Origin of the sequence: Aminobacter niigataensis (assembly GCF_946995915.1) — a bacterium.
Classification (GTDB): Bacteria; Pseudomonadota; Alphaproteobacteria; order Rhizobiales; family Rhizobiaceae; genus Aminobacter; species Aminobacter niigataensis.
In genome coordinates this window covers 946,510-961,734 of the sequence record NZ_OX341517.1, presented here as the reverse complement: position 1 = coordinate 961,734, position 15,225 = coordinate 946,510, and the positions used below count along the sequence as shown (strand labels likewise).

The window sequence follows — 15,225 nt, the reverse complement described above, 5'->3', positions numbered from 1 at the left end:
TCATGTCACGGAATTGACGCACTAGCCTGAACCTCGATGGTCCGCCCCGAGGTCATCAGCACGATCAGTCCGCGTTCGGCGCCGGTCATGTTGAGATAGGCGCGCACCTGGGCATGATAATGATCGAGAGTCTGAGCGTCGGGGTTCACGTCGCTCTTCCAGTCGACCACGACGACTGGACGGCCATCTTCTCCAACTATCAGTGCGTCGGCGATTCCAGCCGTCGCGGTTTCCACGCCGTCGTTCGCTTGGGCGGCATAGACGGGAAATTCGGCCAGGAGACCGGGTCGCAAGGCCGCGATGTCAGGCAGAGCCAGAGTGCGAGCGACACAGACCGCCAGTTCGTTGGCCGACAGCCCTGTCGCTGGATCGGCGACAGGCGACCGGCCAAGCGAGCGGATGAGGTCGGCCGCCCGCGCGATCAGCGTCGCCTCGGCTTCCGGGGTTTCCCCGGTCAGCACCTCTTCGATGAGCTTGTGGAGGATCAGCCCGCGCTCCCGGCCTCCCTGCACCGGGGCGACGGCTTCCAGTTCGGGGGGCTGGTCGTCAGCCGAGCCGGTCCAGAGGGACGCCTCTTCTTTCCGGAGTACCGCCCCGACGGCGTTTTCGTCGCGGCTGGGTGCAAGCCAGGTCAGCCGCGTCTGCGCCGCGGCGATCATTTCAGCTTCGGCGGCGAAGCTCGCGCGTGTCTGGGCGTTGTCTACCCCCGTGCCCGCAGCCGTGAGACCGGCGGGCAGATGCGAGACATCCAGGCCGGGTAGTTCGGCGAGCGACAGATCGACGAGACCGATCCATGCCGATTTCGACGGCGTGGTGTCGAGCCGGGGGAGGACGAGAAGCTCGCGGGCGCGGGTGGCCGCGACATACCAGAGCCGGATGCGTTCGCGGTCCAACTCTTCTTTTTCCGCTTGGCGCGCCTCGTCATAGCCTTCGGGTGAGACGCCCAGGACCGGGCAATAGAAGGTCTCGGTCTGGCGGTCGAGGACGGCGCTTTCGGGTGCCATCACGCCGGTCATAGTATTGATCGGAATGACGATCGGCCATTCCAGCCCCTTGGCCGCGTGCATGGTGAAGAGCGCGACCGCTTCCTCCTGTGCATCGGGTCGTCCCTCGACGGCGCGGGCCTCGTCGGACCACGCCGTCGCCATGGCCTCGGCAAAGGCGCGCAGACCGCGCACGGCGTAGCTGGTCGACAGGCTGAGATAGAGATCGACGTTGGCGAGCGCGCGCTCCGCCTGGCCGCGATGCCGTTCGAGGAGAAGCGGACGGACGCGCATCACGTCCACCGCCTGCGAAAGCAATTCGTGCGGGGTCGTGCTGTTGCCGCGCCGGGAGAGCGATTGCAGCCGTTCGATAACCTCGCGCGCGAGCGGGTGCGCGATGACGGCCGGGTCGATGCCGAGGTCGAGGCGTGGAATCCGGTCAGGCTTGTCTTCTGAACGGGGAAGCCCCCAAATGATGTCGAGCAGCTCTTCTTCGGACAGGCCGACCAGAGGCCCGCGCAGCAACGCGCCGAGCGCGAGCGTGTCGCGGCGATCGGCCAGGACGCGGGTCAGAGCGATCAGGTCCTGGACTTCCTGGCGGCGGAACAGCCCCTTGCCGGCCTGGGTCGCCACGGGAATGCCGCGCCGCTCCAGAGCCTCCTCATAGCGCCACAGCTCCGCGCCGGTTGGCGCCAGCAAGGCAATGTCACCCGGCTGGCAGGGGCGCTCTGCGCCGCTGCGGCGGTCGATGATGGGCTGGCTTTCGATCAGCCGGGCGCAAAGCTCGGCGATGGCGCCAGCTTCGGCGTCACGTTGCTGTTCGGCGCTGGCCTTGCCGTTTTCATCAGCCACGGCGATGTCGAGGGCCGCTACGCAAACGCCGCCCCGGTCATCGTGGAACGGGTCGAGCGCGGTGAAGCCCGGCTGTCCATCGGCAGAAAGGACTGCCTCAAAGCGCTGGTTGACGAAGGCGAGGATCGAGGCGCAGGAGCGGAAATTGGTTGAGATCGACAGGAGGCTGTCGGCGTCCTGGGCGCGGAAGGCGTCACGCGCCTGGACATAGGCGCCGACATCAGCGCCTCGAAAGCGATAGATCGCCTGCTTGGGGTCCCCCACCAGAAAGAGCGCGCCTGGCCGGATTTGGAACCGCGTCCAGTCGTCATCGCCATCGACCTGCTCGCCGCACAGACGCCAGAAGATCTCGGTTTGCAGGGGATCTGTATCCTGGAACTCATCAACGAGGACATGGGCGAAACGCTCTCCCAGCGCCCGGCGGACGGCATCGTGATCGCGAAGCAAGGCGCGCGCCGCGAAAATCAGATCGTCAAAATCGAGCTGGGCGCTGGCGCGCTTGTGGTCGCGATAGCGTTGCAGGATGGGATGCGCCTCGTCGATCAGCGCTGTGAGGGCATGGCCGGCGGCGGCCTGCACAAGCGTGGTCCAGGCATCGCAGCAGGCGGCGTAGTGGGTCTCGGCCGCGTCGTTCAGCTGATCGCCGTCGGCCTTGGAAAGACCAGCCTGCTTGGCGGAGGCGGCCCATTTTCCCTTCTTGCGATAGGAAGCGAAGGCGCCGGATTTGGTGCAAAGGTCCGGGTGGGGCCGCGAGGTCAGGAGTTGGACGAGGCCCGCGGGCGTCGCCGTGCCAGGAGCCGTCGCTAGGGTTGCGGCCATTTCGACCAGCCGCTCGACGATCATCACCGTTTCCGGCTCGGCCACCGCCGTGCCATCCATGAAGCCGGCAAAATCCGCCGCAGCCTGCCGGAACGCTGTCAGGTGGCCGTCAAGCGGAGAGACTGACCGGGCCGTCAACGTGGGGCGGCGGCGCAGGTTTTCCGCAATCTTGTGGATCAGCGCCACCGTCTCGCCGGGGCTATGCAGCACCATCTCGGCCAGGATGTCGCCTTGGCCGCCAGACAGGCGCTCGCGCAACCAGCGATCGACAATCTCGAGGAACGTAAGGTCGGCCTGGTTGCGATCCATCACGCCGGCGCCGGGGTCGATGTCGGCCTCCGCCGGATAGGGCTTGATCAGGCGCTGGCAGAACCCGTGGATCGTCGAGCAGGTGATTTCATCGATCGCGGCACTGGCGGCGGCGAGATTGCGACGATGGGTCTCCGACAAGCCATCGGGCAGCGCCACGCGCAGTTCGGTTGCGATCACGCCGGCTGAGAGGTCGGCGACGAACTCGCGGACACGCGAGAGCAATTCGCTTGCGGCGAGTTCGGTGAAGGTGACGGCGGCGATGGTGCGCGGGGAAACGCCTTCGGCAAGCATGGCGGCGATGCGCCCAGCCATAACGGCGGTCTTGCCCGAACCCGCGCCGGCCTCGACCAGGATGGAGCGATCATGACTGCTGATCGCATGGCGGCGCGCGCCATCGTCCATCAGCACTTTGGACACGTTGCTCATCATTCCGCCTCCCAGGCCTGAGTGACTTCGCCGAGCCGCTCCGTGGCGGCCGGCATCTTGCGTTTGCAGTAGGTGGCGCTGGCGTTGGCCGGCAGGGCGAAGGCGAAGTCGTCGTAGTCGCCGCCGGTATCCGGTCCAGGCAGGGCTGCGCCGCCGGCGAGACTTGCTCGTGCCGCGCGCAGATAGCCGGTGATCTCCACGAGCACTGCCTCGGGATCGTCGAGCTGGAGATCGACGGGATCGCGCGGATAGAGCAGCGAGGCGCTGATCGTGACGTCATCACCGAGCAGCGCCTTGACCGCGAACGCATAGAGGCAGCGCTGAAGCTCGCGGCCGCCGTTCAATCGGATGTCACCGCGCGGCGGGCGTCCAGTCTTATAGTCGCGCACGAGGGCGCGTTTGCCGTCGCCCGCGATGTCGAGCCGATCGATATAGCCGGCGATATTGAAGCCGGCATCGGGAATCGTAACCAGCGCGCTCGCATCCCAGGGCGTTTCCGCGTCGGATTTCGGCTGCGAGCCGCCGAAGGGAACCTCGCCGTAGGAACGCGCGCCTGGCAGAAGGTCATCGCCATAGGATAGGGCGCGGCTGGCCAGCACGCGGGCGTCGTCGAGGGTCCGCCCCCAGATGACCGCCGGCGGAACCGGGCGTTCGCTCTCCCAGTCGATGGCGACGGATTGCGCGGCCCGCGCCACTGCGGCTTCGATGGTCTGCGCGTCGGCGGCCGCAAGGCCGTCTCCGGTTTCGAGGTCGCGCAGGGCTTGGTCGAGAACCAGGTGGACAAGATCGCCGATCCCAAGCGCGTCGAGCACGAGCGGTTCGGCGCTGCTCTGGGGTTCGCGCCATCCGAACGCATAGACCCACACGAAGCTCAGCGGATTGCGCAGCAATCGGCACAGCGAGCTGGCGGACTGGGTCCGACCGAGGATGGCGAGGACGAGCGGATGGTCCGCCCGCACCAGGCCATCGTGGGAGGTGATCTCCACCTGCCGCCAGTCGCGCCAGCAGCCTTGCGCGCTGACTGCTTGCGGATCGGCGACGAATTCCTCGGGGCGGGCCATCAGGCGGTCGGTCTCGCTGAAAGCGTGCGCCGGCGACGCGTTGCGGCGCAGATAGGTCTCCTCGCCATGTCCGGCGAGCAGAGGGCTGCGACCCAGGAGGCGTCCATCGCTGTCGCGCCGTGAGCGCGAGAGGACGACGGTGTCGTCCGTCGTGGCGAGGATCGTCTCGAAATCGCGCCGGTCGGCGAGATTGACCGGCAGTGGATCGAGCACCGGCGTCGGGATGATATGGTCGGGGATCAGCCGGTCTTCTGCGATCCCGCGCGGCCAGCGAGATGAATTGAGGCCAAGCAGCCGCACGAAGCGGCGGGGCGACGCCGCAAGCGCACTGGCCGGCATCCAGGCGATGCAGACGGAAGCTTCCAGTCCATCGTCCTGTTTCAGGGTCTCGAGCGTCGCATCGACCGAGGCGGCGGGGCCGCCGAGCAGTGCCTTGCGCCAGATCGCGCGGGCTCGGCCCTTGAGGAAGGCTTCTCCGATCTCGCCGGCGGCCTCTGGTCCTTTCGCCAGCGTCTCGACTGCCGCGCGCAAAGCGGGGGTATGGTCGGCACCATCGGGCCAGTCGTCCGCCGCCAACCGCGCCAGCAGGCGGCTCCAGGTGCCGGGCGTCGAGAGCGGCGCGTCGCTTGGCAGGACACGCAACCAGCCTTCGGGCAGCGACTCGAAATGTCCACAGCCCCGGCAGAGCGCTGCGAGCCGCCGCAATCGCGACTGCGACAGACCGCGGACCACGATGTCGGCAAGCGCTGCGGCAGCCTGACCGTCGCGGGCGGTTACGGCGCGGACGCCGTGGACGAAGTGCAGGTCGATGTTGGCGTCAGCGCGCAAAGCCAGGAAATGATCGTCATAGTCGGCTGGCGAGGCGGTCGCGATGGCGATCTCCGAGGGGGCGACGCCTGAAGCGAGCAGGCCTCGCGCCCAGCGCATCGCCTCGATGGCCTCGTGATAGGCTGTTGCCGCGCTGACGGCGCTGACCGCCGGCGCTTGCGCCGGTGCGCGCGAGATCGCGATGCCCGTGCCGTCCAGCCACGCGGGCACGCTCCTCGGGCCGGCCGTCCACTGTACGAGGATATGGGCGGTGAGTGCCTGGAGCAGTGGCCGCCAGCACGGCGAGAGTTCGGTGAGCCCGACGATCTCCATCGGACCAAGGACCGCTGGCGCATGGGCAAGGCGCTCAGTTGCGGCGGCGGCGATGTCGAGAGGCCGCAGCATGCCGGACGGAAGCTGGCCGAGGACGGCCGCCTCCAGGCGTGCGATGGCGGCGAGGCGTGGATGGTCATCGGCCGCATGTGCGGCAAGGTCGATGCCCGCGCGCCAGGCTTTGTGCAGCGTATCAGCCGCTGCATCGATCATGCCGGGCAACGTCTTGATGCTCTCCAGTTCGCCCATCGGCGTGGCGGACAGGGCCACCTGGATGGCCGCACGCAGACTCTCGTCATCGATCGGGCGGACAAAACCGCCGGCCAGCCGGACGGCGGCCTGTTCGAAGGACATGATCTGGAGGCCGTGCCGACCAGCGCGCCCCGCCGCAAGGCGGCTCTCCCGCATGGCGAGGCGGCCGTGAACGACCAAGGTGGATCGATGCGCGATGGTCATGGCTGTCCTCCTTCCGGGATTTGCTCAGGGCTGTGCGCCGCGCGAGCGATCTGAGCCATCAAGCCGTGCCGCGGCATTCTTGCTGACTGTGACCGATCGACCATTGACGAAACCCCATAATGGGAATAATAATTACACGGAAGATGACAAGTTGTCCATATAGTTTTTATCCTCATAAAGGCAAGGTAAGGCACATGGCGGAAGCCGGGACAGCGCTGAAATGGGGGGTGGGACGCCGACTCGAATTCATCGAGTTTCGGCTGTTCTGGGAGGGCTCGATCAACCGGGCTGACCTTGTCGAGGTGTTCGGGGTATCGGTCCCGCAGGCGTCCAAGGATTTGACGCTCTATCAGGAGCGGGCACCCGGCAACATAGAGTACGACACCCGCGCTAAGCGCTACGTTGCCGCCGAAAAATTCGTGTTGCGGTTCCTTGAGCCGGACCCCTACATCTATCTGTCGCAGCTACGCTCGGTTGCCGAGGGGGCTGTGCCCGCGAGCGACTCGTGGATCGCAGCGCTCCCCAGCGCCGATGTGGCGCTGACCCCCAGGCGGGACATCGACATTAAGGTTCTGCGGAAGATTCTCGACGCGAGCCGGGAGGGCGTCTCCGTCGACGTTTTCTACCAGTCGATGAACAAGTTGCGGCCCGAACCCACCTGGCGGCGGATCACGCCGCATGCCTTCGGGTACGATGGTTTCCGCTGGCACGCGCGGGCCTATTGCCACCTCGAACACAAGTTCAAGGATTTCCTGCTGCCGCGCATCCTCGACGTTGGTGCGAAGGGCGAGCCTGGCGAGGCCGGTGATCGGGATTGGCTCTGGAACAATTATTTCGATGTCATCATCGGCCCGCATCCGGGGCTTACGGCGAGCCAGAAGAAGGTCGTCGCCAAGGATTATGGGCTGGACCAGGGAAACGGTGTGCTCGCGGTTCGCTACGCCATGCTCTTTTACGTTTTGAAGCGTCTGGGTTTGCTTGGTGACGCTGCGAAACAGAGCGCCCATACACAGCATATCGTAACAATAAACCGCAAGGAAACGGAAGTCGCGCTTGAGAAGGCGGAGCTTCAGCTATGAAGAACTGGGGGGATCTGAGCAATGGCGGCAAGGCTTGAGGAGATAAAGAACGGCGCGTCCGTGCGGGGTGTCGCTTCGACGCAGCCTGTGCATGTGATTTCGGTCGACTGGATCGGCGATCAGGCGATCAACGTCGTTTTCCGCGACCACAACGGCTCTGTGGCGGAGGCTGTTCTTTATCGCGACGATGAGCACCGTCTCGAGGTCGAGCAGAACGGTCGACCGTGGTCGTTCGATGCTGACGGCGCGTTGCTGCGCCTGGTGACGGAAGCCAACCGCATCAAGCTGGCGCACTATTTCGACCCGTATCTGGCGGTTCATACGAGTTTGGTCGAGCCGTTGCCGCACCAGATTTCAGCGGTCTATGGCGAAATGCTGCCGCGCCAGCCGCTGCGCTTCCTCCTTGCTGATGATCCCGGTGCGGGCAAGACGATTATGGCTGGCCTGCTGATGAAGGAGTTGATCGCCCGCAGCGATCTTGAACGCTGCCTCGTCGTTGCGCCGGGCAGTCTGGTCGAGCAGTGGCAGGACGAACTCGGCCAGAAGTTCAATCTAGAGTTCGACATTCTCTCTCGCGACATGATCGAGAACTCGCGGTCGGGCAATCCGTTCAGCGATCGGGACCGGCTGATCGTCCGTCTCGACGTGCTGGCGCGCAACGAGGAGCTTCAGGAGAAGCTCATGAGTGCGCGGGAATGGGACCTGATCATCTGCGATGAAGCGCATCGCATGTCAGCCACCTATTTCGGCGGCGAGGTCAAATATACCCGCCGCTATCAAGTCGGCCAGAAGCTTGGCCAAGTCTGTCGGCACCTGCTTTTGATGTCGGCGACGCCGCACAACGGCAAGGAAGAGGATTTCCAGCTTTTCATGGCGCTGCTCGATGGCGATCGCTTCGAGGGTCGGTTCCGCGATGGCGTCCACTATGCCGATACCGAAGACATGATGCGGCGGCTGACCAAGGAGGAACTGCTCAAGTTCGACGGGCGGCCGCTCTTTCCCGAGCGGCGGGCGCGCACGGTCAAATATCAGCTCTCCGAAGGGGAAGCCGCGCTCTACACCGCCGTCACCGAATATGTGCGCACCGAAATGAACCGCGTTCAGCGCTTCGCGGAGGGGGATGGGAAGAAGCGTAACAATGTCGGTTTCGCCTTGCAGATCCTCCAACGGCGCCTCGCCTCGTCGCCGGCCGCTATCTATCAGTCGCTCAAGCGGCGGCGCGAACGGCTAGAGAACGAGCTGGGTGAGGCGCGTCTCGCATCCAAGGGGCGTCGGGCCGGCATGGGAGAACCGGCGATCAACGCCGACATTCTGCGCAACATTGACGAATATGGTCAGGAGGAAATCGACGAGCTTGAGGATCTGATCTCGACGGGCGCGACGACGGCCGAGACGGTCGAGCAACTCGCCCTCGAAGTCGAGACGCTGAAGGGTCTGGAGGCGATGGCGCTCGAGGTGCTTCGCTCAGGCGTGGATACGAAGTGGAGCCAGCTCAATCGTATTCTCGACGATGATCTCATGATCGATGCTGCTGGCAATCGTCGCAAGCTGATCATCTTCACCGAGCCCAAGGACACACTTCACTACCTGCTCGACAAGGTGCGGGCGCGGCTCGGTAATCCCGAGGCCGTGGAAGTGATCCACGGTGGCGTGTCACGCGAAGAGCGGCGCAAGGTCGTCGAGCGCTTCATGCAGGACAAGGACATGCTGGTCCTTATTGCCAACGACGCGGCGGGCGAAGGCGTGAACCTTCAGCGCGGCCACCTGATGGTGAATTACGACCTGCCGTGGAATCCGAACAAGATCGAGCAGCGGTTCGGGCGCATCCACCGCATTGGTCAGATGGAGGTTTGCCATCTGTGGAATCTCGTCGCGGCCGATACCCGCGAGGGTGAGGTCTATGCACGGCTGCTCGAAAAACTGGAGGCGGCGCGCGAAGCGCTTGGCGGCCGTGTCTATGACGTGCTCGGCGAATTGTTCGATGGCGTGCCCCTCAAGGACCTGCTGTTCGAGGCGATCCAGTATGGCGAGCAGGAAGAGGTCAAGGCGCGCCTTTTCCAGCAGGTCGACGGCGCCGTCGACCAGGCGCATCTGCTCGAATTGCTGCGGCGGCGGGCGTTGACCAACGACACTATGCCGGAAGCCAGGGTCGAGGAACTGCGGCTCGAAATGGAGCGCGCCGAGGCGCAGCGTCTTCAACCGCATCACATCCAGAGTTTCTTCGTCGAGGCGTTCCAGCATCTGGGCGGTAAGATCAAACGCCGCGAAGAGGGGCGCTGGGAGATCACCCATGTGCCTGTGCGCATCCGCGAGCGGGATCGCCAGATTGGGACCGGTGCTCCGATTCAAACCCAGTATGAGCGGATCTGCTTCGAGAAGGACAAGATCAACCAGCAGCCGGTCGCAGCCTTCGTCTGCCCCGGACATCCGCTGCTCGAGGCCGTGATCAGCCTGATCCGCGAGCAATACGAGCAGATCATGCGACAGGGTGCGATCCTGGTGGATGACACCGACGCGGGCGATGCGATGTCGGCGATCTTCCTGCTGGAACACAGCGTCCAGGACGGTCGCGTCACCAGCGCCGGCAAGCCGCATGTAATTTCACAGCGACTCCAGTTCGCCGCCATCGACAAGGCCGGAAGCGTCGTCAACGCCGGCATTGCCCCGCATTTGAATCTGCGGCCTGCCAAGCCGGAGGAGACCGCCAGCGTGCGCGATCTTCTGGAGGAAAGCTGGCTGGTCACTGATCTGGAGAAGGCCGCGATCCGTTTTGCAACGGTGGAGTTGGCCCAGGGCCATGTCGCCGAGGTGAAGGCGCGGCGCGTCCCCGAAATCGAGAAGGTCGAGCAGGAAGTTCGCGCGCGCCTCAAAAAGGAAATCAATTACTGGGACTCGCGCGCCTTCGAACTGAAGGAAGAGGAGCGCGCCGGCAAGAAAATGCGGGTGAACTGGCAGAATGCCCAGCGCCGGGCTGAAGACTTGGCGGAGCGCCAGAAGCGGCGCATGGACCAGCTTGAACGCGAACGGTTCATCTCATCGCAGCCGCCGCGCGTGCGGGGCGGCATGGTCGTCATCCCGCGTGGATTGCTCGACGCGCGTCAGGCACCAACCGTCCCGAACCATTTCGCGGAAGATCCCGAAGCACGTCGGAAGATCGAGCTCGCGGCGATGGCAGCCGTCATGGCGGCCGAGAGGACGCTAGGTAACGAACCGGCCGACGTATCGGCCCAGAAGGTCGGTTACGATATCGCCTCATACGATCCGAAATCGGGGCATCTGCGCTTCATCGAGGTCAAGGGTCGCATTGACGGTGCGGACAGCGTGATGGTCACGCGGCAGGAGGTCATCACCTCGCTGCACGAGCCGGAGAAGTTTATTCTGGCGATCGTCGCCGTCAACGCCGGCTTCGCTCATGAGCCGCGCTACCTGCGTGGGCCGCTCGTCGAGCGGGAGCCGTCATTTCTCGAAACGGCAATTCAGTTCCATCTACCGCGGCTCCTCGAGCGCGCGACCGCACCGGCATGAGGGGCAGTAAATGACAATAAATGCGCAAAACAGGCTTTTGCCCGACTGGTTCTCTCGAGTGCGGACGCGGCAGACTGTGCTTCCTCGGTTCCAGCGTTTCGAGGCGTGGGGACATGCCAACGTCACGCAGATGTTCAACACGATCCTCCGGCGACTTCCGCTGGGCGCCGTTCTGATCTTGGAAATCGGGAATGAGGAACCCTTCATCTCCCGACCAATCGTTGGTGCTCCCGATGAGGGGGAAAGGATTACAGAGCATCTGCTTGATGGCCAGCAACGTCTGACGGCGCTGTGGCGCGGATTGCACAACAACTACGAGGATCGGACCTATTTCCTCTATCTCACTGAGGATGAGGAATCCGGCATGCCGTACTATGTTGACTCCATCGGCCGCTGGAAGAAGGCGGGCGATAAGGAATATCGGCCATTTTGGGCGAACGATCCGCAACAGTTGTGGAGTCGTCGCATGATCCCGCTCGATCTGTGCGCGCCGGGAGACGCGGCCAACGATCGTTACAAACTTTGGGCCAGGGAGGCGATCAAGGACGCCGACGAGCGGGAAACAGTCGGCGAGATCCGATCGAAAGTTCGTGAAACTTTCGCGACGTTCAATATGCCCTATCTGTCGCTTCCGGTCTCGACCAGCAAGGATACGGCGCTCGATGTATTCATCAAGATGAACACATCCGCTGCTCCACTTTCCACCTATGATGTCGTTGTTGCGCAGGTCGAAGCGGCGCTGGGACAATCGCTGCACGAACTGGTGGGCGCTTGCCGGGAAGCCTGCCCCGGCATTGTCGCCTATTACGAGCCGGAAGATCTCGTTTTGTATGCGAGCGCACTGCTTCAGGATAGACCACCGACGAATGCCACCTATCTCGCCAAGGGGTTCGGCGAAGCCTTGCTGGCGCATTGGGATGAGTTGGTCAGCGGCGTCCAGCGGACAGTGACGTTTCTGGAGGAGGAGCGCGTCTTCGACGCCAAGCGCCTCCCCACCGACGTTGTGTTGCCCGTGTTGACCGCATTGTGGGCTGGTGCGCCGCAGGGCCTCGACGCAGAAGGCCGCGCTCGCACCATCCTGCGCAAATATCTGTGGCGGGCATTCTTCTCCAACCGTTATGAAAAATCGACGAACTCGCGCGCGCTTGCCGACTACCTTGAGCTGCGGACGCTGATTGCCGACACGGATGCGCAGCAGCCTGCCATCTTCGATGATGCCCAATATCCTCTGCCTCAAACGGACGAACTGATTGCGGCGCGATGGCCGACGAACAAAGACCGTCTGGGCCGGGCTATTCTGGCGCTTGCCCTTCACCAAGGGGGCCTTGATTTGGCCGATGGTAGCACCGTTAGCCGGGCCAACCTGCCCAAGCGAGAATACCATCACCTGTTCCCGGACGCCCATCTGACAAGGCAGGGCATCTCCGATGCAGAGATTTATCGGTCGCTGAATTGCGCGCTCGTGACCTGGCAGACCAATCGGAACATCTCCGACAAGGAGCCGGAGCGTTATCTTGCGGAGCGGCTCGGAGGAACGCCGCTTGGCGAGGCCGAGGTACGCCAGCGCCTATCCAGCCATCTTATTCCCTATGATGAAATGGTGACGGGTGATTACAGCCAATTTCTGGAGAAGCGGGCGCAAAGTGTACGCGAGAAGATGCTGAAGCTCTGCGAAACGGGGATCATCGCGTGACCAAGGTCTACGATGCCATTGCCGTACAAGGCAGGCGGAATTCCGCGCCAGCAATAGTAATGAAAGAGTCAGGTCAATGACCGCAGCATACAAGAAGAAACTCATCGAGGTCGCCATCCCTCTGGAAGCGATCAACGCGGCGTCGGCGCGCGAGAAGTCGATCCGGCATGGGCATCCGTCGACGCTGCACCTGTGGTGGGCGCGACGGCCGCTGGCGGCGTGCCGCGCGGTGCTGTTCGCGCAGCTTGTCGATGATCCGTCGAGCGACCTCGAAAATTTCCCCACGCCCGAAGCGCAGGAGGTCGAGCGCAAGCGCCTGTTCGCCATCATCGAAGACTTGGTGAAGTGGGAAAACTCGACCAACGAGGAGGTACTGGAACGCGCGCGCGCCGAAATCCGCAAGAGCTGCGGCGACGAACTGCCGCCGGTCTATGACCCATTCTCGGGCGGGGGGTCGATTCCGCTTGAAGCGCAGCGCCTCGGCCTGCCTGCTTATGGGTCTGACCTGAACCCGGTCGCGGTGATGATCGGCAAGGCGATGATCGAGATTCCGCCGAAGTTCAAGGACAAGAAGCCAATACATCCTGGCGTTAAGGACCGGCAATTCTACCGCAATGCGGAGGGCCTGGCCGAGGATGTCAAATTCTATGGCGAATGGATGCGTGAAAAGGCTTGGGAGCGCATCGGGCATCTTTATCCTCAGGTGGACCAGCCAAAGGAAATCGGAGGTGGCCAGACAACTGCCATAGCCTGGATCTGGGCACGGACAGTGCCAAGCCCAGACCCGGCTTTTGCGGATGTGCAGGTGCCGATCGCGTCGAGCTTCCTGCTCAGCAGTAAAGCCGGAAAGGAAGCTTGGGTCGAACCTATAATTGACAAGCAAGCCAAGACTATCTCCTACCGGATCAGGTATGGCGGTACCCAGGCCGGGATGGCTGCGGCAAAGGATGGCACCAAGGCTGGACGCGGCGCAAATTTTCGTTGCATCATCTCAGATACGGCCATCACGCCGAAACATATCACTTCGGCTGCGAAATCTGGCAAACTGGGCCAAGTTCTCATTGCGATAGTAGGCGAAGGTAAAGGTGGCCGCGCTTATGTCTCGCCGTCTGCCGAGCATGAAGCCGTTGCCTTTTCTGCCGGACCGAGTTGGAAGCCTGAACAGCGTCAGCCCAAGAACCCACGCTGGTTTTCTCCGCCAGCGTACGGAATGGAAACTTTTGGCGACTTGTTCACCGACCGGCAGTTGGTGGCGCTGAACACCTTCAGCGATCTGGTCCATGAGGTGCGGACGCAGATTGAGGCCGACGCCCAGAGGGCTGGCCTCTCCTCGGACCCGACCGCACTGCGAGATGGCGGCAAGGGCACCAAGGCCTATGCCGAAGCGGTGAGTGTGTATTTGGCCTTCGGAATATCCAAGGCGGCTGATTATCACTCGTCAATAACCACATGGCACAATGGCCGCGAAATCATTCGAAACACGTTCGGTCGGCAAGCGCTTCCGATGACTTGGGACTTTACAGAGGCAAACCCCTTTTCTTCATCAACCGGAAACTGGCTGAACTGCATCGAATGGGGAGTGAAAACCCTCGCTGCGCTTGTGACTGCTGCGGGAGGAACCGAACTCCAACATGATGCTCAAACCGTCGATTATCCGCCGGAAACCGTAATTTCTACCGATCCGCCCTACTACGACAATATCGGTTATGCTGACCTGTCGGATTTCTTCTTTTGCTGGCTGAAGCCGGTTATCCGATCAGTATACCCGGAAATTTTCGGTAGCATTGCCACACCCAAGTCGGAAGAGCTGGTCGCCACCCCCTACCGCCATGGCGGGAAAGATGCAGCGGAGGCCTTTTTCCTCGAGGGTATGAGCAAGGCAATCGCCAACATGGCTAGGCAATCATCCGAGCGTTTCCCCGCAACGATCTATTATGCCTTCAAGCAAAGCGAGGTCGCGCAGGAAGGGATTAGCTCAACTGGTTGGGCCACCTTTCTACAGGCCGTAGTCGAGGCGGGCTACGCGGTCGTCGGGACGTGGCCGCTGCGTACGGAAATGGCCAACCGCATGATCGCCTCTGGCACCAACGCGCTCGCCAATTCGGTTGTCCTCGTCTGCCGAAAGAAAGACGCTACTGCCGAGGTCATCACTCGCGCCGAGTTCATCCGCGCCCTAAAACGGGAACTGCCACCAGCTATTGCCGAGCTGCAAGGTGCCAACATCGCTCCCGCTGATATGCCGCAATCGGCTATCGGCCCGGGCATGGGCGTGTTCTCGCGCTATATGGCCGTCCTCGAATCCGATGATAGTCCGATGAGCGTGAAGACTGCGCTTCAGCTCATCAATCGAGAACTGGATGAGTATCTCGGCGGCATCCAGGGCGAATTTGACGCAGACACCCGCTTTGCCATCACCTGGTTCGAGCAGAATGGGATCGGTAAGGGTGATTACGGCGTAGCTGACAATCTCGCCCGCGCGCGCGGTATTTCGGTCGATAGCGTCAAGCACGCAGGTATCGTCGAAAGCGCTGCCGGCAAGGTCCGTATCCTTTCACGCGATGAACTTGACGACGATTGGGACCCGGAAGACGACGGTCACCTGACGGTATGGGAGTGCCTCCAGCATCTCGTCCGTCTGCACGAGAAGGACGGCATCTCCCACGACACCGCTGTCCTGCTGAAGAAGATCAACACACAGGCCGAGGCCGTGAAGGATCTCGCCTACTGCCTTTACGACATCAGCGCCAACAAGCGGAAGGATGCGAAGGAAGCCACGGCCTACAACGCCTTGATCGCCGACTGGACCGAGTTGACGAAGGCTGCGGCAGCCATCCACGACACGAGTGGCGATCGTCAGATCCGCCTGAATATTTAAGGGG

The 15,225-nt window shown here is 62.9% G+C and carries 6 protein-coding genes; 4 read left to right on the top strand and 2 right to left on the bottom strand.

The window, feature by feature from the left end:
* Positions 1-5 precede the first annotated feature (5 nt).
* Positions 6-3,392 carry a UvrD-helicase domain-containing protein gene (locus tag O1Y97_RS04510; RefSeq protein WP_318763248.1) on the bottom strand — a complete coding sequence of 1,129 codons (3,387 nt, stop codon included), beginning with the start codon at positions 3,390-3,392 and terminating at the stop codon, positions 6-8.
* Positions 3,392-6,049, bottom strand: coding sequence for a PD-(D/E)XK nuclease family protein (locus O1Y97_RS04505; RefSeq protein WP_318763247.1), 2,658 nt, complete (start codon positions 6,047-6,049; stop codon positions 3,392-3,394). Before O1Y97_RS04505 ends, O1Y97_RS04510 begins: the two co-directional genes overlap by 1 nt.
* Positions 6,050-6,243: 194 nt before the next feature.
* On the opposite strand from O1Y97_RS04505, the gene O1Y97_RS04500 reads away from it, so the two are divergent.
* From O1Y97_RS04500 to O1Y97_RS04485, 4 genes are all read left to right on the top strand, one after another.
* Positions 6,244-7,128 (top strand): WYL domain-containing protein, encoded by an 885-nt coding sequence (locus O1Y97_RS04500; RefSeq protein ID WP_318763246.1) that lies wholly within the window; start codon positions 6,244-6,246, stop codon positions 7,126-7,128.
* Positions 7,129-7,149: 21 nt separating this feature from the next.
* The gene (locus O1Y97_RS04495; protein WP_318763245.1) at positions 7,150-10,653 is read left to right on the top strand and encodes a helicase-related protein; all 3,504 of its coding nucleotides are present in this window, start codon (positions 7,150-7,152) and stop codon (positions 10,651-10,653) included.
* Positions 10,654-10,663: 10 nt separating this feature from the next.
* Positions 10,664-12,346, top strand: a complete 1,683-nt coding sequence (locus O1Y97_RS04490; RefSeq protein ID WP_318763244.1) for a DUF262 domain-containing protein — start codon at positions 10,664-10,666, stop codon at positions 12,344-12,346.
* Positions 12,347-12,422: 76 nt separating this feature from the next.
* On the top strand, positions 12,423-15,221 hold the full coding sequence (locus O1Y97_RS04485; RefSeq protein WP_318763243.1) for a DUF1156 domain-containing protein: 2,799 nt from the start codon (positions 12,423-12,425) through the stop codon (positions 15,219-15,221).
* Positions 15,222-15,225 lie beyond the last annotated feature (4 nt).

Coding starts and splice junctions, on each gene's coding strand:
- O1Y97_RS04510 (WP_318763248.1), bottom strand. CDS start 3,392: ATGAGCAACGTGTCCAAAGTGCTGATGGACGATGGCGCGCGCCGCCAT.
- O1Y97_RS04505 (WP_318763247.1), bottom strand. CDS start 6,049: ATGACCATCGCGCATCGATCCACCTTGGTCGTTCACGGCCGCCTCGCC.
- O1Y97_RS04500 (WP_318763246.1), top strand. CDS start 6,244: ATGGCGGAAGCCGGGACAGCGCTGAAATGGGGGGTGGGACGCCGACTC.
- O1Y97_RS04495 (WP_318763245.1), top strand. CDS start 7,150: ATGGCGGCAAGGCTTGAGGAGATAAAGAACGGCGCGTCCGTGCGGGGT.
- O1Y97_RS04490 (WP_318763244.1), top strand. CDS start 10,664: ATGACAATAAATGCGCAAAACAGGCTTTTGCCCGACTGGTTCTCTCGA.
- O1Y97_RS04485 (WP_318763243.1), top strand. CDS start 12,423: ATGACCGCAGCATACAAGAAGAAACTCATCGAGGTCGCCATCCCTCTG.